Source organism: Pseudolysinimonas kribbensis (assembly GCF_030161895.1).
Taxonomy (GTDB): Bacteria; Actinomycetota; Actinomycetes; order Actinomycetales; family Microbacteriaceae; genus Pseudolysinimonas; species Pseudolysinimonas kribbensis.
The window spans coordinates 443,190-463,407 of record NZ_BSVB01000001.1; the positions used below are offsets into that span (position 1 = coordinate 443,190).

The following is a 20,218-nucleotide window of genomic DNA, read 5'->3' on the forward strand; positions in this document are numbered from 1 at the left end:
GGCTACTCCTTGTGGCCGGGGGCGCCGTGCGCGTGTCCGTTGCCGTTGGCCGGCAGCGAGTTCTGGATCTGCACGAGGAACTCCGTGTTGGAGCTCGTCTCCTTGAGCTTGCCGAGCACGACCTCGAGCTGCTGCTGCAGCTCCAGACCGGCCAGCGCACGGCGCAGGCGCCAGGTGATCTTGACCTCATCGGCCGAGAGCAGCTCCTCCTCGCGACGGGTGCTCGACGCGTAGATGTCGACCGCCGGGAAGATGCGCTTGTCGGCGAGCTGGCGCGAGAGGCGCAGCTCGGAGTTGCCAGTGCCCTTGAACTCCTCGAAGATCACCTCGTCCATCTTCGATCCGGTCTCCACGAGCGCGGTCGCGAGGATGGTCAGCGAGCCGCCGCCCTCGATGTTGCGCGCGGCGCCGAAGAAGCGCTTCGGCGGGTACAGCGCCGACGCGTCGACGCCGCCCGAGAGGATGCGACCGGATGCCGGGGACGCCAGGTTGTAGGCCCGGCCGAGCCGGGTGATCGAGTCGAGCAGCACGACGACGTCGTTGCCGAGCTCGACGAGGCGCTTGGCGCGCTCGATCGCGAGCTCCGCGACGGTCGTGTGGTCCTCGGCGGGGCGGTCGAAGGTGGAGGCGATGACCTCGCCCTTCACCGACCGCTGCATGTCGGTGACCTCCTCGGGACGCTCGTCCACGAGCACGACCATGATGTGGACCTCGGGGTTGTTCACCGCGATGGCCTTGGCGATGGCCTGGAGGATGAGGGTCTTGCCCGCCTTCGGGGGCGCGACGATGAGGCCGCGCTGGCCCTTGCCGATCGGCGCGATGAGGTCGATGATCCGCGTCGAGAGCTTCTCGGGCGTGGTCTCGAGCCGCAGGCGCTCGTTCGGGTAGATGGGCGTCAGCTTGCCGAACTCGACGCGCTCGCCGGCCTGCTCGACCGGGAGTCCGTTGACCGAGTCGATCTTGACGATCGCGTTGTACTTCTGACGGCTCGAGGGCTGCTCGCCCTCGCGCGGCTGACGGATCGCGCCGACGACGGCATCGCCCTTGCGCAGGTTGTACTTCTTGACCTGGCCGAGCGAGACGTAGACGTCGCTCGGTCCGGCCAGGTAGCCGGTCGTGCGCACGAACGCGTAGTTGTCGAGCACGTCGAGGATGCCCGCCACGGGGATCAGGACGTCGTCGTCGCTGATCTCGGGGTCGATCTCGTCGTTCTGGGCGCCGCGGCCGCGCTTGCGATCGCGGTAGCGGCCCGAGCGGCGGCCCTCGCCGTCCTGCTCGAGGTTCTTGTCCTGGTCGCCGCCCTGGTTCTGGCCGGCCTGGTTCTGGCCGCGCTGGTTCTGGCCGCCCTGGTTCTGCCCGCCCTGGTTCTGGGAGTTCTGGTTCTGGCCGTTCTGGTTCTGGCCGTTCTGGTTCTGGCCGTTCTGGTTCTGGGCGTTCTGGTTCTGGCCGTTCTGGCCACCGCGGTTGCGGTTGCGGCGACGACCGCCACGCCCTCCTCGCCGTCGTCGGCGCCGGAGGTCACCCCGGGCAGCAGGCTGTCGAGGTCGATCGGCACCTCGGGGGCATCGGCGGCGGCGACCGTCGAGCCCTCGGCCTCGTCCGCGCCCTCCGCGCCGTCGACCGCTCCGGCGATCGCCTCGGCGTTCTCGACGGCGGCCGCGCGGGCGGCGTCCGCCTGCGCGGCGAGCGTCGCCGCGTCCTCGGTCGTCGCGGTGGCGCGACGCGAGCGGCGACGGGCCGGCACGGTGTCCTCGGACGCCGGCGCCTCCGCGACCGGAGCGTCCGCGAGCGGCGCCTCGACGGTTGCGGCCTCCACCGGAGCATCGGGCAGGGTCAGCTCGACCGCGGCATCCTGGTTCTCGGGATCGGGCGTCCCGTTCTCGACGAGGGTGTCCACGAGCTCTCCTTTTCGCAGCTGCGACGCGCCGACGAGGCCGCGCTCGGCCGCCAGCGCCTGCAGTTCGGATAGGCGCATACGGGTCAGTTCCGCACGGGTGTCGGTCACGACGGGGTGGTCCTTTCAACCCGGGTGCAGAATCAGCCCGGGGATCAGGCACACGCCCCACGGGCGCGTGAACGCGCGACGCAGATGGCGGGTGCCGGTGGGAAGAGCACCCGCCGCCGGGTCAGGCCACGGCGTCGATCGAGTGCGGCACCACTGTAGCACCACGGAAGTCGACGGCGAGCAGGAGGCACTCCCACACCGACGCCGCCTCGGCCGCGATGAGCCGCTGCGCCTCGAGCCGCTGCGCGGGATCGCTGCCCAGCACGAGGATCGCGGGGCCGGCCCCGGAGACGACGGCGGCCAGGCCGTGCCCGCGCAGCATCCGGATGAGCCGGTCGGTCTCCGGCATGGCGCTCGCCCGGTAGCTCTGGTGCAGCTTGTCCTCGGTCGCGGCGAGCAGCAGCTCCGGGCTCTGGATGAGCGCCGCGATCAGCAGCGCGGAGCGCGACACGTTGAAGATCGCGTCCTCGTGCGGCACCGAGGTCGGCTGCAGACTGCGGGCCAGCGCGGTCGACATCGTCGCCGTGGGCACGGCCACCAGGGGCGACACGCCGCGGTGCACCATGAGGCGCTTGTGCTGCGGGCCCTCCGGCGCCATCCACGCGATCGTGAGACTGCCGAACAGGGCGGGCGCGACGTTGTCCGGATGCCCCTCCAGCTCCGTCGCGAGCGCGAGCGCCCGGCCCGCCTCGATCTCCACGATCCCCTCGAGCAGGCCCTTGGCCGCCATGACGCCCGCGACGATCGCCGCGCCGGACGATCCCATCCCCCGGCCGTGCGGGATGGCATCCCGGGCCGCGATGCGCAGCCCCGGCACCCCGACACCGGCCCACGCGAAGGTGTGTGCGAGCGAGCGCCAGATGAGGTTCGACTCGTCGCGCGGCACATCGTCGGCGCCGACGCCCTCGACCGAGATCTCGAGCCCCGGCCCGTTCAGCACCTCGACGTCGAGCTCGTTGTACAGCGAGAGCGCGAGGCCCAGCGTGTCGAAGCCCGGCCCGAGGTTGGCGGTCGACGCGGGCACCTTCACGTGCACCGCGCGTCCGGCGGGCACCGATCCGGAGCCGGCTGCGGTCACACCGGCACCGCGAGGCCCAGCACCCCGGCGACGGCCGAGGTCTCGGCATCGACGACCGTGGGCTGCACGTCGGCGCCGTCGAGGGTCTTCAGCGCCCACTGCGGGTCCTTCAGCCCGTGGCCGGTGACCGTCAGCACGCAGGTGGATCCCGCAGGGATCACCCCCGCCTCCGCGCGCTCCAGCAGCCCGGCCACGCTGATGGCCGACGCCGGCTCGACGAAGACGCCGACCTCCGAGGAGAGGATGCGGTGCGCCTCGAGGATCTTCGCGTCGCTGATCGCGCCGAAGTACCCGTCGGTCTCGTCGCGCGCCTCGATCGCGAGGTGCCACGAGGCGGGGTTGCCGATGCGGATCGCGCTCGCGATCGTGTCGGGGTCCTTCACGACGGAGCCCGTGACGATCGGCGCGGAACCCTCGGCCTGGAAGCCGAACATGCGCGGCATCCGGGTCGAGGCGCCGGCGGCCAAGTCCTCGCGGTAACCGCGGGTGTACGCGGTGTAGTTGCCCGCGTTGCCGACCGGGATGAAGTGGAAGTCGGGCGCGTCGCCCAGCACCTCGACGACCTCGAACGCGGCGGTCTTCTGCCCTTCGATCCGGTCGTTGTTGACGGAGTTCACCAGGTGCACCGGATAGCCCTCGGCGAGCTCGCGCGCGATCTCGAGCGCATCGTCGAAGTTGCCGCGGATCTGGATGAGCTCGGCGCCGTGCGCGATCGCCTGCGCGAGCTTGCCCAGGGCGATCCTGCCCTCGGGCACGAGCACGGCGGCGGTGATGCCGCCGTGGATCGCGTAGGCGGCGGCGGATGCCGAGGTGTTGCCGGTCGAGGCGCAGATGACGGCCTTCGCGCCGTGCTCGATCGCCTTCGAGACGGCCATCGTCATGCCGCGGTCCTTGAACGAGCCCGTCGGGTTCATGCCCTCGAACTTCACCCACACCTTCGCGCCGGTGCGGCGCTCGAGCGCGGGGGCGGGGATGAGCGGCGTGCCGCCTTCACCGAGCGTCACGATCGGCGTCGCGTCGGTCACGTCGAGCCGGTCCGCGTACTCGCGCAGGACCCCGCGCCACTGCGTCATCGGAGGACCACCTGTGCCACTAGAACCGCACCGCCATCTCTACAGACCCTCTACTCGCAGCACGCTGGTCACCTCGGTGACGACGTCGCCGGCCCGCAGAGCCATGACGGTCGCCGCGAGCGCCGCCTCGGTCGCCCGGTGCGTGCCGATCACCAGGGTAGCGGTGGCATCCGGCTCCCCCTCCGCCGCCTGCTCCGGCACCGACTGCTGCACGGCCTCGACGGAGACCCCGTGGTCGCTGAACATCGTCGCGATCGTCGCGAGCACGCCCGGACGGTCGGCGACCTGGAGCGTGATCTGGTAGCGCGTGACCACGCTCGTGATGGGCAGCACCGGCAGCTCGCCGTGCGTCGACTCGGTGATGCCCGGACCGCCGATGACGTGCCGCCGGGCCGCGGAGACGAGGTCGCCGAGCACGGCCGACGCGGTCTCGACGCCGCCGGCACCGGCGCCGTAGAACATCAGGCTGCCCGCGGCCTCCGCCTCGAGGAACACCGCGTTGTTGACTCCGCGCACCGCGGCGAGCGGGTGGCCGATCGGCACGAGCGCCGGATGCACGCGCGCGCTCACGCCCTCGGCCCCGGTCTCCGGGTCGGTGAGCCGCTCGCACACGGCGAGCAGCTTCACGACGTACCCGGCGTGCTTGGCGCCCTCGACCTGCGCGTGGGTGACGTGCTCGATGCCCTCGCGGTGCACGGCATCCAGCGGCACGGTCGTGTGGAAGGCGAGGCTCGCGAGGATGGCCGCCTTGTGCGCCGCGTCGAAACCGCCGATGTCGGCGGTCGGGTCGGCCTCGGCGTAGCCCAGCCGCGTGGCGGCGTCGAGCGCCTCCTCGAGCGAGTCGCCCTCGGTGTCCATGCGGTCGAGGATGTAGTTGGTGGTGCCGTTGACGATGCCGAGGATCCGGCGCACCCGGTCGCCCGCGAGGCTGTCGCGCAGCGGCCGGATGATCGGGATGGCGCCCCCGACCGCCGCCTCGTAGTACAGCTGCGCCCCGACCTGCTCCGCGATCTCGAAGAGCTCCGGGCCGTGCGTCGCGAGCAGTGCCTTGTTGGCGGTGATCACGTCGGCACCCGAGTTGAGCGCGAGGGCGAGGTACTCGCGGGCCGGCTCGATGCCGCCCATGAGCTCGATCACGATGTCGGCGCCGAGGATGAGCGAGCGCGCGTCGGTGGTCAGCAGCTCGCGCGGGATCTCGGCCGTGCGTGGAGCGTCGAGGTCGCGCACGGCGACGCCCACGAGCTGCAGGCCGGCGCCGACGCGGTCGGAGAGCTCCTGACGGTGCTCGAGCAGGAGGCGCGCCACCTGGGCGCCGACCGAGCCGGCGCCGAGGATCGCGATGCGCAGATCGCGGTACTCGATCATGCGCGGGACCGCGGCTCGGAACGAGGGGCGAGATCTCTCGACAACAGGTCGTCCTCCGTCTCACGCCGCACGATCGCTCGCGCGGCGCCGTCCTTCACGGCCACGACCGCCGGGCGGCCGAGGTAGTTGTAGTTGCTCGCGAGCGACCAGCAGTAGGCGCCGGTCGCCGGAACCGCGAGCAGGTCGCCGGGGCGCACGTCACCCGGGAGGTAGTCGGCGCGCACGACGATGTCGCCCGACTCGCAGTGCTTGCCGGCCACCCGCACCAGCGCGGGGTCGGCGTCGGAGGCGCGGCCGGCGATCCGGACCGTGTAGTCGGCGGCGTACAGGGCAGGGCGCACGTTGTCGCTCATGCCGCCGTCCACGCTCACGTACCGCCGCACCGCCGAACCGGACTCGGTCTGCACCAGCACGTCCTTGATCGTGCCGACCTCGTACAGGGTCAGCCCGGCGGGGCCGATGACGGCGCGGCCCGGCTCGATGGCGATCCGGGGCACGGGGATGCCGAGCCGCTCGCACTCCCCCGTCACGACCCGCGCGAGCTCGCCCGCGATCGTCGCGATCGGCACCACGTCGTCGGCGCTCGTGTAGGCGATCCCGAAGCCGCCTCCGAGGTTCAGCTCGGGCACCTCGCCGCCGGCCCGCAGGGCGGCGTGCAGCTCGAGCAGCCGGCGGGCGGCCTCGCCGAAGCCGGCGGACTCGAAGATCTGCGATCCGATGTGCGAGTGCAGCCCGAGGAAGCGCAGCTCGGGCCGCTCCCGGATGCCCGCCACCACCTCGACCGCGTCGGCGATCGGGATGCCGAACTTCTGGTCCTCGCGTGCTGTCGCCAGGTACTCGTGGGTGCTCGCATGCACGCCGGAGTTGATGCGCAGCCGCACGTTCTGCACGACCCCGTGGCGGCGGGCCGCCTCGGCGACACGTTCGACCTCGACGACGCTGTCCAGGACGATCGCGCCCACCCCGACCTCGACCGCTCGGTCGATCTCGGGGAGGCTCTTGTTGTTGCCGTGCAGGCCCAGGCGCGCGGGGTCGACCCCGGCCGCGAGGGCGACGGCCAGCTCGCCGCCGGACGCGACGTCGATGTTGAGGCCGGCGCCCGTCATCCAGCGCGCCACCTCGATGCTGAGGAACGCCTTGCCTGCGTAGTAGACGGTCGCTCCGGCCGGGAACGCGGCGCCGAACGCGTCACGCAACTCCGCGGCACGGGCGAGCGCGTCATCCTGGTCGAGAACGTAGAGCGGGGTGCCGAACTCGGCGGCGAGGGCGCCCGCGGTGACGCCCGCGACGGTCAGCTCGCCCGCATCGTCGCGGTGCGCGCCACGCGGCCAGACACGGGCGTCGAGCGCGTTCGCGTCGTCGGGATGGGCGAGCCACCCCGGCGCGAGCGGGTTCGCGGACACGGAACCTCACACGGGTAGTCGTACGGGAGTGAGGCGAGCGGGCCCGGATTGGCCCCTGAGACCGTCGATCAGCTTACCGAGCCGGCCGGTGCACGAAATCCGCGGGTCAGCGCTCGAGGCGGGAGCGGTGCGGGTCGAACTCCGCGAGGCGCGCCACGGCCTCCGCGACATCGTCGGTGACGAGGATGCGACGCGTCGCCTCCCGCACCACCATCGGCTCCGCGGTCGCGAACACCGTGTCGATGAGCTGTGCAACGGGCAGCGTGCGCGTCCAGTAGTCGCGGCCGAGGAAGATCATCGGCGCGAAGTCGTCGGGGGTCGCGGCGTAGAAGTTCTGCTCCGCGTCCTCGAACACCTCCTGCACGGTGCCGGCGCTGCCCGCGGTGAAGACGATGCCCTGCCGGGCGATCGTGAGCAGGCCGTCCTCGCGGATCGAGTTCTGGAAGAGCTTCGCGATCCGCGGCGCGAACGGGGTCGTCGGCTCGTGACCGTAGTGCCAGGTCGGGATCGAGAGCGAGGGCCCCGGGTCGGCGATCGCGCGGCTCATCGCCCAGGCGGGCGCCATCCACGCGTGCGCCTCGCGCACCAGCCGGTCGTGCACGCGGCCGTCCTCGGCCACGATCGCCTGGATCCGCGGCATCACCGGCATCGCCTCGAGCGTCGAGATCGCGGATGCCAGCTCCGCGTCCGCCCGGCGCGACAGCGCGGCCCCGAGGTGGGCGGCCTCCATCGCGCCCGGTCCGCCGCCGGTGAGCACGAGCATCCCGCGCCGCGCCAGGGTGCGGCCGAGCTCGGCGACCCGGTGGTAGTCGTCGGAGGTGCGCGGCAGCTGGTGCCCGCCCATGATGCCGACGACCCGCTCGCCCGCGATGAGCCGGCCGACGTCGAGCGTGAGCGACGAGTCGTGCAGCGCGCGCATCATCGCGGGGTACGGCTCGGTCGGGGTCGAGCGGCCGGTCGCGACGAACCAGCGGAACGCCCGGAAGTCCATCGTCTCGGCGTAGCTCTCCGGGCGGTCGGGGTCGAAGCCGGCGAACAGCTCCTCGGGCGCATAGACCGTGTTCCGGATCGGCGTGAACGGCAGCTGCGACCAGTCGCCCTCCGGGGCCCCGGACCTCCCCATCAGCAGGTGCCCTTGACGCCGAGTTGCGCGAGCACGACCCCGTCGCCGGTCGCCGTCGCGACCAGCGTGGAGCCCACGACCTTCACCGAGCGCACCGTCACCGCCTTCGGGAGGTGGTCGGCGATGCACACGGTCTGCTGCGCGCCGAGCGTGTCGGCGAACCCGCGCAGCTGCGGACTCTGCCGCAGCTGATCGATGGTCAGCGTCTGGCCGGCGACCTGGACGGCGGTCGGCGTGAAACCGAGCCGGCCGTCGACCGCGCCGGGCGTCAGAGAGACGCCGAGCGGCACCGGGACGCCGAGCACCGGCACGCTGCCGGTCGCCGTGACGTCGGGCGCCTTCAGCGCGATCGAGCGCACGTAGCCGCCCCCGAACGCCTTGGCGAGCTGGTCGAGGTGGCCCTGGTCGATGGTGACCACGACCGACAGGGCATCGACGGCCGTCGACTGGTCGAGCGGGACGCCGTCGGCATGCACGGTGGTGTCGGCCGTGATCGGGCCGAGGGCGACGTCCTTCGCGGTCGCGTCCACCGTGTCGACGCGACCGTCGAGCAGCTGGAGCGGCAGCGGCGCCGGCGCGAACTCGACCCGCACGTCGCCCGGCGCGACCCCGAGCGCGGAGGCCATCTTCTGCGCGACGAGCTCCTGCGCGATCGGGCGGCCGATGGCATCCCCCGCGTAGATCACGCCGAGCACCAGCGGCACCAGCAGGATCGGCAGCACCCACGGCCATGTGCGGTGCCGCTTCCTCGGGGCGGTCGCCGTGTCGCTCACGCGACGACGTTACATGCGCGATCTCCGCCTGCCACGCACGCTACCCCGCCCACCTTTCCGAAATGCAGGATCTGGGATGCCGCCCGGCGCGGCGGGGGCCGCAACTGCGGGATCCAGCGCCGCCCGGTCCTGCACTTCGGAAGAGGGCGTGGCCGCCGGCGGGCGTGGCCGCCGGGGCCTGGGGCCGCCGGGGGCGCAGGAGTGCTACATGCGCTCCGGTGAGCTCACCCCGAGAAGGCCGAGGCCGTTGCGCAGCACCTGACTGGTCGCCTCGTTCAGCCGCAGCCGCGCCCGGTGCACCGGCTCGACCGGCGCCTCCCCGAGCGGGATCACGCGGCACGAGTCGTACCAGCGGTGGTAGTGGCCGGCGAGCTCCTCGAGGAAGCGGGCCACGCGGTGCGGCTCGCGCAGCTCCGCGGCCTGGCGCACGACGCGCGGGTAGTCGGCGAGCGCTCCGAGCAGCACCGACTCGGTGGGGTGGGTGAGGGTGGACGCATCGAAGTCGGAGTCGTCGACCCCCGACTCGGCCGCGTTGCGCGCGACGGCGCGGGTGCGCGCGTGGGCGTACTGCACGTAGAAGACCGGATTGTCGTTGGTGCGCTGGGTCAGCAGGTCGAGGTCGATGTCGACCTGCGAGTCGATCGAGCTGCGCACGAGCGCGTACCGGGCGGCGTCGACGCCGACCGCCTCCACCAGGTCCTCGAGGGTGATGACCGTGCCGGCGCGCTTCGACATCCGCACCGCCTGGCCGTCGCGCACGAGGTTCACGAGCTGGCCGATGAGGATCTCGAGATTGACGTAGGGCACGTCGCCGAACGCGGCGGTCATCGCCATCAGGCGCTGCACATAGCCGTGGTGGTCGGCGCCGAGCATGATGAGGTTGCGCTCGAAACCGCGCTCGCGCTTGTTGAGGTAATAGGCCAGGTCGCCCGAGATGTAGGCGCCCTCGCCGTCGGACTTGATGACGACGCGGTCCTTGTCGTCGCCGAACTCCGTGGTGCGCAGCCACGTCGCGCCGTCGGCCTCGTAGATGTGACCGAGCTCGCGCAGGCGCTGCACGGCGTGCTCGACCGCGCCCGAGGCGTGCAGCGAGTCCTCGTGGAAATACACGTCGAAGTCGACGCCGAAGTCGTGCAGCGAGGCCTTGATCTCGCCGAACATGCGCTCGACGCCGAGCTCGCGGAAGGCCTCCTGCTGCTCGGCGCGCGGGAGCGCATCGAGGTCCCCGGATAGTCGGCCTCGACCGCCGCGGCGATCTCCAGGATGTAGGCGCCCCCGTAGCCGTCGTCCGGCGCCGGCTCGCCCCGGTGCGCGGCGACCAGGCTGCGCGCGAAGCGATCGATCTGCGAGCCGTGGTCGTTGAAGTAGTACTCCCGGGTGACGATGCCGCCCTGCGCCTGGAAGATGCGCGCGAGGCTGTCGCCGACGGCGGCCCAGCGCGTGCCGCCGAGGTGCACCGGTCCGGTCGGGTTCGCGGAGACGAACTCGAGGTTCATGGTGACGCCCTCGTAGAGGTCGCCTTCGCCGTAGTGCTCGCCCTGCTCGACGATGCGGCGCGCGAGCTCACCGGCGGCGGCGGCGTCGAGCCGGATGTTGAGGAAGCCCGGTCCGGCGACGTCGGCCTCGGCGATCCCGTCCTCCTGCACGAGGAGCGCGGCGACGTCCGTGGCGAGCTCCCGCGGCACGCGCCCGAGGCCCTTGGCGAGCTTGAGCGCGAAGCTCGAGGCCCAGTCGCCGTGGTCGCGGTCGCGGGGCCGTTCGAGCGTCACGGAGGTGTCGGCGACCTCGGCATCCGGGCCGGCGACCTGGCGGACGACGCGCAGCAGCAGCGCCTGGAGTTCGGCCGGATTCACGACGATCGAGCCTAGCCGTCGCGTGTCCCGGCGACCGACCGGGGAGCGTCGGTCACAATCGGAGGCATGCCCTCCGCCCGCACCCGCCTGCTCCCGCTCGTCGCCGCGACGGCCCTGCTCGTGCTCGCGGGGTGCACCCCGGCGCCCGCGCCGACCCACTCGCCGACCCGCACCGCACCCGCGCCGACGGCACACGAGCCCAGCACGAGCCCCGTGCCGACGCCGACCACGAGCGTCGTGGCCACGCCGGTCGGCAAGAGCTGCGCGCAGCTGATCTCGGCCGACACGATCTACGCCTTCAACCCGAACTTCGTGCCGCTCTCCTCGTGGAAGCCGTCGGCCGGGACCGCGGCGGCACAGGCGACCGCGTACAAGGGCGTCGCGTGCCGCTGGCAGAACGAGACGAGCAACGACGTGATCGACCTCTCGGTGGCGGACCTCGACGCGGCGACGATCGAGTCGCTCAAGAACCAGGCGGTCGACAAGAGCACGCTCGTGCCGACCTACGACGGTGCCGACGAGGGCTACTTCTCGGAAGGCGACGGCACCGGCACCGCGATCGTGTTCGTGAAGAGCTCCTGGATCGTGCTGACCTCGCAGCAGTTCGCCGAGCCCGGCGATCCCGCCGATCTCGTGGCATCGGTGCTCGCTGCGCTCCGGTGAGGGCGCGGCGCGGTAGGCTGGCCCTCTCGCGTCTGTAGCTCAGTGGATAGAGCACTGCCCTCCGGAGGCAGGTGTCGGAGGTTCGAATCCTCTCAGACGCACCGGAATGAAGGAGTCGTACGTGGGGCGCATCGTCATCGCGCCCGACTCCTTCAAGGGCTCGCTCGACGCGGCGCCGGTCGCCGACGCGATCGCGGCCGGATGGCGCTCGGTGCGTCCCGACGACGAGCTCGTGCTGCTGCCCCAGGCCGACGGCGGCGAGGGCACGCTCGACGCGGTCGCCTCCGCGGTGCCGCTGGCGAGGGTGCGGGATGCCGGGCCGGTCACCGGCCCCGACGGCCGCCCCGTGGAGGGGCATTGGCTTCTCCTTCCCGACGGCACCGCGGTGATCGAGCTCGCGCAGCCGTCCGGACTGCCGCTCATGGCCGCCCTCGACCCGCTCGGCGCGACGACCCGCGGCCTCGGCGAGGTCATCGGCCGCGCCCTCGACGAGGCGCCCGCCCGGCTCGTCATCGGGCTCGGCGGGTCGGCGTCGACCGACGGCGGCGCGGGCGCCCTCGCCGCGCTGGGGCTGGGCCTGCTCGACGAGGCGGGGGTCGCGATCCCGGACGGCGGCGGCGCCCTCGCGCAGCTGGCCCGCATCGACCGGAGCGGCCTGCGCCCGGCGCCCCCGGCGGCGTGCGCCTGCTCAGCGACGTGACCGCCCCGCTTTTCGGTCCCCGCGGCGCCGCCGCGGTGTTCGGCCCGCAGAAGGGAGCGGGCCCCGACGACGTGGCGGCGCTGGACGCCGCGCTCGCGCGCTTCGCGGGGCTGCTCGGGGGCGACCCGGAACGGGCCGGCGCCGGTGCCGCGGGCGGCACGGGCTACGGGTTCGCCGCTGCCTGGGGCGCCGTGCTCGAACCCGGCTCGTCGGCGATCGCCGAGCTCACGGGGCTGACGGCCGCGGCCGCCGGGGCCGATGTGCTGCTCACCGGCGAGGGGCGCTTCGACGCGACCTCTCGCACCGGCAAGGCCGTCGGCAACGCGCTCGAGCTCGTGGCCGGCACCACCGCCCGGGCCGGCGTGATCTCCGGGCGGGTGGATGCCGATCCCGGCTGCTGGAGCGTCGCCCTGGTCGACCTGGCCGGCTCGCCCGACGAGGCGCTGCGCGACCCCGCGCGCTGGCTCGCGGAGGCGGGCGCCGCAGCGGCGCGCGCCCTCGGCTGAGCGACCCGCTCAGCTCGCCGAATGCGACTCGAGGAACTCGTAGAGCTCGCGGTCGTCGACCCCCGGGAACGTTCCGGACGGCAGCGGCGAGAAGATGTGCGCGTGCACCTTGGCGCTCGTCCACGCCTTGCCCGACCAGTGCTCGGCCAGCTCCTGCGGCGGCCGACGGCAGCAGGAGGCGTCCGGGCAGCGTGACTGCTCGCGCGTCGTCGTCTCGCGCCCGCGGAACCACTTCGACTCCGCGAACGGCACCCCCAGCGTGATCGAGAACTCCTCGGTCGCGCTCGTGCCGATCTGGGTGGACTCGAAGAAGCTCCCCTCGGGCGTGTCGGAGTACTGGTAGTACTCGGTCGTGCGGTTCGTGCGGTCGAACGCCCGGCGGGCCGCCCACCGCCGGCACACGAGCTCGCCCTCCGTCGACCCGGTGACGTCGACCGGCAGCCGCAGCCCGTCGTTCTCGTACGCCTTGGAGACCGCGCCGTCGCCGCCGACCCGGAGGAAGTGCCAGGTCATGCCGAGGTGCGGCGTCGCGATGTTCGTGAACCGAAGCGCCGCCGACTCGTGCGTCGTGCCGAAGGCGTCACGGAAGTCCTCGATCGCGATGTTGCGGTCGGCCTTGGCCTGCCGCAGGAAGTCGACGGACTGCTGCAGCGGCATCAGGCAGGCGGCGGCGAAGTAGTTGATCTCGAGCCGCTGCCGCAGGAACTGCGCGTAACTGGTGGGCGCCTGGTGTTCGAGCAGGCGGTGCGCGATCGCCTGCAACGCCATCGACCGGAGCCCGTGCCCGCCCGGCACGGATGCCGGCGGCAGGTAGATGCGCCCGTTCTCGATGTCGGTGACCGATCGGGCCGAGTGCGGCAGGTCGCCCACGTGCACGAGCTCGAATCCGAGACGTTCCGCCATCTCGCGCACCTCCCGGTGCTGCAGGGCGCCGGTGGTATGGCCGACGGCGGAAAGCTGCTCCTCGGCGATCGCCTCGATCTCGGGCAGATGGTTGTCGCGCGTCCTCATCCACGCCCGCAGGTCGGTGTTGGCCCTCCGCGCCTCCTCGGGGGTCGCGATCGCCTCGCGCGAGCGGCGGGCGAGCTCGCGATGCAGGCCGACGATCGCGCGCAGGGTGTCGTCGCTCATGCTCCGCCCGGCGCGCAGCGTCGGCAGCCCCAGCCCGGCGTACACGGGGCTGGCCTGGGCGCTCTCGAGCTCGATCTCGAGCGCGGCGCGCTCGGTGGGCGGGGCGGGATCGAGCAGGGCGGCGACCGGCACGTCCAGCGCCTCGGCGATCGAACCGAGCAGCGAGAGCCGCGGCTCCCGGCGGCCGTTCTCCACGAGCGAGAGCTGACTCGCGGCGACGCCCACCCGGCCGCCGAGCTGATCGAGGGTCAGGCCGGAGGCACCGCGGAAGTGCCGGATGCGCTGGCCGAGGGTCGCAAGATCGCTCATAGGCGCATCATACGGAAAGATCGTGGATTCTTTCATCCACGAGAGCGGCACATCGGCGGTTCTGCTGCGCGATCGTGGAATGCATCACCGATCTTGCAGGGCGATCCGCCACCGTCGCCGGAAGGAGTCAGCACATGACCCTCGTGGACGACGAGCGCGGGATCACCGCATCCCCGCTCTCCGGGCCGATCCCCGTCATCCCGCCCGTGCCCGCACCGGCCGGCGCCGACCCCGGCGTGGTCGCCTGGGTCTCCCGCATCGCCGCCCTCACCACCCCCGACGACGTCGTCTGGGTCGACGGCTCCCGTGCGGAGCAGGACGCGCTCATCCGGGGCATGGTGGAGCGCGGCACGCTCATCCAGGTCAACCCCGAGCACCGCCCGTACAGCTTCGTCGCCCGCAGCCACCCCGATGACGTCGCGCGGGTCGAGTCCCGCACCTTCATCTGCTCCGCCGACGAGGCGGACGCCGGTCCCACCAACAACTGGATGGCGCCCGACGAGATGCGGGCGACGCTCGAGCCGCTGTTCGCGGGCTGCATGCGCGGCCGCACCATGTACGTCATGGCGTACTCACTGGGCCCGCTGGGAAGCCCGCTCGCCCGGATCGGCGTGCAGGTCACCGACTCCCCTACGTCGTCGTCTCGACCGGGATCATGACCCGGATGGGCTCCGCCGCCCTCGCGCAGATCGGCCGCGGCACCGAGTGGGTGCCCGCGGTGCACTCGGTCGGATCCCCGCTCGAGCCGGGGCAGGACGACGTGGCGTGGCCGTGCAACGACGTGAAGTACATCTCGCACTTCCCCGAGACACGCGAGATCTGGTCGTACGGATCGGCGTACGGCGGCAACGCCCTGCTGGCCAAGAAGGCGTTCGCCCTGCGGATCGCGAGCGTCATGGCGCGGGACGAGGGCTGGCTCGCCGAGCACATGCTGATCATCAAGGCGACGGACCCCCGGGGCCGGATCTTCCACGTCGCGGCCGCGTTCCCGAGCGCCTGCGGCAAGACGAACTTCGCGATGCTGCAGCCGACGATCCCGGGCTGGAGCATCGAGACGATCGGCGACGACATCGCCTGGCTCGCCATCGGCGACGACGGGCGGCTGCGCGCGATCAACCCGGAGGCCGGCTTCTTCGGCGTCGCTCCCGGCACGGGCGTGAGCACCAACAAGACCGCGATCGAGACCCTCTGGGGCAACACGATCTTCACCAACGTCGCGGTGCGCGACGACGGCGACGTCTGGTGGGAGGGGCTGACCGATTACACGCCCGAGCACCTGACCGACTGGAGGGGCGAGGACTGGACACCGGCATCCGGTCGCCCCGCCGCGCACCCCAACTCCCGCTTCACCGTGAGCGCCGCCCAGTCACCGAGCATCTCGGACGACTGGGACGACCCGCGGGGCGTCGTCATCGACGCGATCATCTTCGGCGGTCGCCGCGCGACCAACGTGCCTCTGGTGGCGGAGGCACGGGACTGGGAGCACGGCGTCTTCATGGGCGCCACGGTCTCGTCCGAGCGCACGGCGGCCGCCGAGGGCACCGTCGGGCAGCTGCGTCGCGACCCGTTCGCGATGCTGCCCTTCTGCGGCTACAACATGGCCGACTACTGGAGTCACTGGCTCGAGATGGGCCGCCGGCTCCGCTCCTCCGGCGGGGTGCCGCGCGTCTTCCAGGTCAACTGGTTCCGGCGCGACGCCGACGGCCGCTTCCTCTGGCCGGGGTTCGGCGACAACGCCCGCGTGCTGGCGTGGATCCTCGAGCGCGTCGACGGCACGGCGGAGGCGACCGCGAGCCCGCTCGGCTGGATCCCGGCGCCCGGCGCGCTCGACCTCGAGGGCTCCGGTGTCGACGACGCCGACCTCGCGCGGCTGTTCGCGATCGAGCCCGAGGCCTGGCTGCGCGAGGCGGACGACGCGGAGGAGTTCCTGACGAGCTTCGGCGACCGGGTTCCGGATGCCGTGCTCGCCCAGCTCGAGGAGCTGCGCGCCCGCCTGCGCGCGGCCTAGCCACCGGTCGGCGCGGCGGCGGCGACCGCGCGACCCGCTCGGCCCGCGCGGATTTCTGCTGTGATGGTTGGATGCTGAGCTTCGTGGTCGTGCCGCAGTGGCAGGGATCGCCCTCCTCGCGGGCGATGCGCCTCGCCGAGGGGGCCGCCGCGATCCGCGGCGACCTGCCACCGCAGGCGACGCGGGAGATCGCCGTGCCGCTGGAGGCGGGCGACGAGCAGAACACCGGGATCGCGCGGTTCAGCTCGCTGCAGCTCGTGCGCGAACGGCTCGCCGACGCGCTCGAGGAGCTGCCGGGGCCGTCCGTCGTGATCGGCGGCGACTGCGCCGTCTCGGACGCGGCGGTGCGGCATGCGGCCGGGCGGCATCCGGAGGTCGCCGTCGTCTGGTTCGACGCCCACCCGGACCTTAACACCGGCGCGAGCTCCCCGTCGGGCGCGTATGCGGGCATGGTGCTGCGCTCGGTCGTCGATCACGGGATCGTGGCGCCGACGCGGGTCGTGCTGGCGGGAGCGCGTTCCTGGGATCCCGAGGAGGAGAGCTTCGCGCGGGCATCCTCGATCGCGACGATCGCGGCCGACGCCGTGGACGCCGAGCCGCTCGTCGCGGCGGTCGAGGCGACCGGCGCGGATGCGGTGTACCTGCACATCGACCTCGACGTGCTCGACCCGGGCGAGCTGCGCGGCCTGCTGGATCCCGAGCCGTTCGGGGTGCCGGCGACGCGGCTGGTCGCGGCGATCCGGGCGCTCGTGCAGCGTTTCCCGCTCGCGGGCGCGACGATCGCCGCCTACGCGCCGGCCGGGCCGGACGACCTCGCGGACGACGGCCCCACCATCCTGCGGATCATCGGCGCCCTCGGCTCGCGCGCCGCGAGCTGACGTCTTCCTCCTCGGGGCTGCACGCACCCCGCCGGACCGGGCAGGCTGTGCGTATGGCTGAAGCGGAGTACGACGTCATCGTCATCGGCGGCGGCGCGGTGGGCGAGAACGTCGCCGACCGTGCCGTGCAGGGCGGCCTGTCGGCCGTCATCGTGGAGTCCGAGCTCGTCGGGGGCGAGTGCTCCTACTGGGCGTGCATGCCGTCGAAGGCGCTGCTGCGCGCGGGCGCCGCGCTGCGGGCGGCGCGCGACGTGCGCGGAGCCGCGCAGTCGGTGACCGGCGGCGTCGACCCCTCGGAGGCGTTCGCCCGGCGCTCCGAGATCATCCACGACTGGGACGACAGCTCCCAGGTCGAGTGGGTCGAGGGTGCGCACATCGGGCTCGTGCGCGGTCACGCCCGGTTCACCGGCCCGAAGGCGCTGCGGGTGGAGGCCGCCGACGGCACGGTCACCGAGCTGACGGCGCGCCACGCCGTCGTCGTCAGCACCGGCAGCGATCCGCTGCTGCCGGACGTGCCCGGCCTCGCCGATGTGCGGCCGTGGACCAGCCGTGACGCGACGAGCGCGACGCGGGCGCCGGCGACGCTCGCGATCCTCGGCGGCGGCGTCGTCGCCTGCGAGATGGCGACCGCGTACGCATCGTTCGGCACGGCGGTCACCCTCGTCGTCCGCGGGCAGGCGCTGCTGACCGGCCAGGAGCCGTTCGCCGGCGAGCTCGTGCGCGCGTCGCTCGAGAAGGCGGGCGTGAGCATCCGGATGGGCGCGGAGGCGGCATCCGCCCGCCGCGATGACGACGGGGTCACCCTCTCGCTGACGGACGGCGGCTCGCTGACCGCCGAGGAGGTGCTCGTGGCGATCGGCCGCACGCCGCGCACGACCGACCTGGGCCTCGAGGCGATCGGACTCACTCCCGGCGACTGGATGCAGGTCGACGACACCCTGCGCGTGGTGTCGGCCGGCGCGGACGGGTTCGACTGGCTGTACTCCACGGGCGACGCGAACCACCGCGCGCTGCTCACCCACCAGGGCAAGTACCAGGCCCGGGCGTGCGGCGACGTCATCGTCGCGCGTGCGAAGGGCGAGCCGGTCGACGACGCCCCGTGGGGGCGGCACGTGGCGACGGCCGACCACGAGGCCGTGCCGCAGGTCACCTTCACCGACCCCGAGGTGGCGTCGGTGGGGCTGACCGCTGCGGCGGCCGAGAAGGCCGGATACCGCACGCGCGTCGTCGACTACGACCTGTCGTGGCTCGCGGGGGCCTCCGTGCACGCCGACCATTACGAGGGGAAGGCGCGGGCGATCGTCGACGAGGACCGCAAGGTGCTGCTCGGTGTGACCTTCGCCGGCCCGGACGTCTCGGAGATGCTGCAGGCCGCGACGATCGCGGTGGTCGGCCAGGTGCCGCTCGATCGGCTCTGGCACGCCGTTCCGGCGTACCCGACGCTCAACGAGGTGTGGCTGCGGTTCCTGGAGACCTACGGGCGCTGAGGCCGACGGACGCCGAGGCCGACGGAGGCCGGGCGGGTTCAGCTGACGAGCGTGCGCGCGTTCGCGTCGCCGGAGGTCCACGCGTAGACGCGGTGCTCGCGGTCGGCCTCGATCGGCAGCATCTCCTCGAGCCAGACCTCGACGGCGCGCGTCAGCGACTGGCCGCGCTCGCGCAGCAGCCAGGTGACGCAGACCCGCCCGGGCGCGCGGACGGGGCGGATGTCGTCGGCGCTCTGCGCCTCGACGAACACCTGCCCGCGGGCCTTGGCGGGGAGGGTCGCGAGCACGGTCTCCGCGATCGGGAGGTCGTCGGTCGTCACGCCGAGCAGCACGAGGTCGCCGACGACGGGGTTCCACGAGATGGAAGCCGGGAGCACGTCGGTGAGGAGCATCGTGCTGCCAGTATAGGCAAGCCTTACCTATGCCTTGCTGGGAACCGCGTCCCACTGCGGTGGATGCCGACGGTCCCAGTGCAGGCGCCGCTCCAGCTGCGCGCCGATCGCGAGCAGCACGTGCTCGCCCCCGGCCGGCCGATGAGCTGCACGCCGAGCGGGATGCCGTCCTCGGTCTGCGAGACCGGCAGCACGATCGCCGGCAGCCCGGTGGCGTTCACGAACGAGGTGTACGGGGTGAACCGGCACTGCTGCGCGAAGTTCTCCTCGGCGTCCTCGACGTCGTACCAGCCGAGCGGCCGCGGGGTCATCGCGAGCGCGGGCGTGAGCACGGCGTCGTACGCCGAGAGCTGTGTGATGAGCCGCCGCTCGTACTGCGCGACCCAGCGCAGCGCGCCCGCGAGCTCGGCGCCCGTCACAGCGCGTCCGCGGCGGATGAGCCAGGCGGTCAACGGTTCGACCGCGTCGAGCGCCTCGTCGGGCACCGGGATCGCGCCGGCGCCGCCCTGCCAGAGGGTCGTGAAGGCGGGCGCGTAGCCCTCCTCCGGCGCGAGGCGCAGCTCCTCGACGCCGTGGCCGAGGGCATCCAGCTCGCGCAGCGCCAGGTCCAGCGCGGAGCGCAGGGCGTCGTCGAGCGCGATGTCGTAGGCGAGCGACCACGGCGAGTCGATCGTCACCGCGAGCTGGTAGCGGCCCTCGCCGCGGACCGCCGCGTTGAGGTAGGCGCCGCCGTCCCACGCGGGCGCCTCGGTCGCCCAGGCGTACGGGCCGCCGTCGACCATGGCGTCCAGCAGCAGGGCCGCGTCGGAGACCGTGCGCGCGATCGGGCCGGGCACGACGAATCCGCCGAGGCTGTCGAAGCCGGCGCCGGCAGGGATCCGGCCGCGCGAGGGCTTGAGTCCGACGAGTCCGTTCGAGGCGGCCGGGATGCGGATGGATCCGCCGCCGTCGGACCCGGGCGCGACCGGAAGGAGGCCCGCCGCCACCGCCACGGCCGCTCCCCGCTCGAGCCGCCGGCGCCGAGCGTGGTGTCGTACGGGACGCGGGCCGGACGGTTCGCGAGCGGCTCGGTGTAGCTCGGGAGTCCGAACTCGGGGGTGTTGGTCTTGCCGAGGCTCACCGCGCCCGCGTCGTCGAGCACCCGGACCAGCTCGTCCGACTCGTCGGGCACGTTGTCGCGCAGGAGGCGCGATCCGAACCGGGCGGGCACGCCGGCGCGGCGCCAGAGGTCCTTGTCGCCGAGCGGGAGGCCCCACAGCGGCAGCGCCGTCGGGAGGCCGGCGACCTCGCGCGCACGATCGCGGGCGCGGTCGGCCGTGACCGTCACGAACGCGCCGAGGTCGGCATCCAGCCGCTCGATCCGCTCGAGATAGTGCTCGGTCAGCTCGAGCGGTGTCAGTTCGCCGCGCCGGAGCCGGTCCAGCTGCTCGAGGGCGGTGAGGTGATGCAGCTCGGATGCCACGGGTTCAGC

Annotated in this window: 14 protein-coding genes, 1 tRNA gene and 4 pseudogenes; 7 read left to right on the forward strand and 12 right to left on the reverse strand. The window is 73.0% G+C overall.

What is annotated here, in order from left to right:
• Positions 1–2: 2 nt before the first annotated feature.
• The 9 genes and pseudogenes from rho to argS all read right to left on the reverse strand — a co-directional run.
• Positions 3–1,235, reverse strand: a pseudogene (gene rho / locus QQK35_RS19545) (transcription termination factor Rho); the annotation flags it as partial.
• Positions 1,169–1,975 (reverse strand): hypothetical protein, encoded by an 807-nt coding sequence (locus QQK35_RS19550; protein ID WP_431311832.1) that lies wholly within the window; start codon positions 1,973–1,975, stop codon positions 1,169–1,171. The gene QQK35_RS19550 and the pseudogene rho, both read right to left, overlap by 67 nt.
• 151 nt (positions 1,976–2,126) lie before the next feature.
• Positions 2,127–3,083, reverse strand: coding sequence for a homoserine kinase (thrB, locus tag QQK35_RS02490; protein ID WP_284252614.1), 957 nt, complete (start codon positions 3,081–3,083; stop codon positions 2,127–2,129).
• Positions 3,080–4,156, reverse strand: coding sequence for a threonine synthase (gene thrC / locus QQK35_RS02495; RefSeq protein ID WP_284252616.1), 1,077 nt, complete (start codon positions 4,154–4,156; stop codon positions 3,080–3,082). Before thrC ends, thrB begins: the two co-directional genes overlap by 4 nt.
• 39 nt (positions 4,157–4,195) lie before the next feature.
• A complete protein-coding gene (locus QQK35_RS02500; protein WP_284252618.1) occupies positions 4,196–5,521 on the reverse strand; it encodes a homoserine dehydrogenase in 1,326 nt (441 codons plus the stop codon).
• Positions 5,518–6,924: a diaminopimelate decarboxylase gene (gene lysA, locus QQK35_RS02505; protein ID WP_284252620.1), complete on the reverse strand. Its 1,407-nt coding sequence runs from the start codon at positions 6,922–6,924 to the stop codon at positions 5,518–5,520. The genes QQK35_RS02500 and lysA overlap by 4 nt, the downstream gene beginning before the upstream one ends.
• Before the next feature lie 106 nt (positions 6,925–7,030).
• The gene (locus QQK35_RS02510) at positions 7,031–8,047 is read right to left on the reverse strand and encodes an LOG family protein (protein WP_284252622.1); all 1,017 of its coding nucleotides are present in this window, start codon (positions 8,045–8,047) and stop codon (positions 7,031–7,033) included.
• Complete coding sequence (locus tag QQK35_RS02515) at positions 8,047–8,820, reverse strand: LmeA family phospholipid-binding protein (protein WP_284252624.1); 774 nt, start codon at positions 8,818–8,820, stop codon at positions 8,047–8,049. The genes QQK35_RS02510 and QQK35_RS02515 overlap by 1 nt, the downstream gene beginning before the upstream one ends.
• A 204-nt stretch (positions 8,821–9,024) precedes the next feature.
• A pseudogene (argS, locus tag QQK35_RS02520) lies at positions 9,025–10,673 on the reverse strand (arginine--tRNA ligase).
• A 66-nt stretch (positions 10,674–10,739) separates the two neighbouring features.
• Here argS and QQK35_RS02525 point away from each other — a divergent pair.
• From QQK35_RS02525 to QQK35_RS19560, 4 genes are all read left to right on the forward strand, one after another.
• A complete protein-coding gene (locus QQK35_RS02525) occupies positions 10,740–11,336 on the forward strand; it encodes a trehalase domain-containing protein (RefSeq protein ID WP_284252626.1) in 597 nt (198 codons plus the stop codon).
• A gap of 28 nt (positions 11,337–11,364) precedes the next feature.
• Positions 11,365–11,437: transfer RNA gene (locus QQK35_RS02530), tRNA-Arg, on the forward strand.
• Between the two features lie 20 nt (positions 11,438–11,457).
• On the forward strand, positions 11,458–12,036 hold the full coding sequence (locus QQK35_RS19555; protein ID WP_348534871.1) for a glycerate kinase: 579 nt from the start codon (positions 11,458–11,460) through the stop codon (positions 12,034–12,036).
• Positions 12,033–12,542 (forward strand): glycerate kinase, encoded by a 510-nt coding sequence (locus QQK35_RS19560; RefSeq protein WP_348534872.1) that lies wholly within the window; start codon positions 12,033–12,035, stop codon positions 12,540–12,542. The genes QQK35_RS19555 and QQK35_RS19560 overlap by 4 nt, the downstream gene beginning before the upstream one ends.
• Positions 12,543–12,551: 9 nt before the next feature.
• Here the strand turns inward: QQK35_RS19560 and QQK35_RS02540 are convergent, their stop codons facing one another.
• Positions 12,552–13,982 carry a helix-turn-helix domain-containing protein gene (locus QQK35_RS02540; RefSeq protein ID WP_284252628.1) on the reverse strand — a complete coding sequence of 477 codons (1,431 nt, stop codon included), beginning with the start codon at positions 13,980–13,982 and terminating at the stop codon, positions 12,552–12,554.
• A gap of 134 nt (positions 13,983–14,116) precedes the next feature.
• On the opposite strand from QQK35_RS02540, the pseudogene QQK35_RS02545 reads away from it, so the two are divergent.
• From QQK35_RS02545 to QQK35_RS02555, 3 genes and pseudogenes are all read left to right on the forward strand, one after another.
• Positions 14,117–15,990, forward strand: a pseudogene (locus tag QQK35_RS02545) (phosphoenolpyruvate carboxykinase (GTP)).
• 71 nt (positions 15,991–16,061) lie between these two features.
• Positions 16,062–16,868: an arginase family protein gene (locus QQK35_RS02550; protein ID WP_284252630.1), complete on the forward strand. Its 807-nt coding sequence runs from the start codon at positions 16,062–16,064 to the stop codon at positions 16,866–16,868.
• Between the two features lie 53 nt (positions 16,869–16,921).
• Positions 16,922–18,355 carry a dihydrolipoyl dehydrogenase family protein gene (locus QQK35_RS02555; RefSeq protein WP_284252632.1) on the forward strand — a complete coding sequence of 478 codons (1,434 nt, stop codon included), beginning with the start codon at positions 16,922–16,924 and terminating at the stop codon, positions 18,353–18,355.
• A gap of 38 nt (positions 18,356–18,393) precedes the next feature.
• On the opposite strand, the gene QQK35_RS02560 is transcribed toward QQK35_RS02555, so the two are convergent.
• Positions 18,394–18,747, reverse strand: coding sequence for an SIP domain-containing protein (locus tag QQK35_RS02560; protein WP_284252634.1), 354 nt, complete (start codon positions 18,745–18,747; stop codon positions 18,394–18,396).
• Positions 18,748–18,770: 23 nt separating this feature from the next.
• Positions 18,771–20,209 (reverse strand): annotated as a pseudogene (locus QQK35_RS02565) (amidase).
• Positions 20,210–20,218 lie beyond the last annotated feature (9 nt).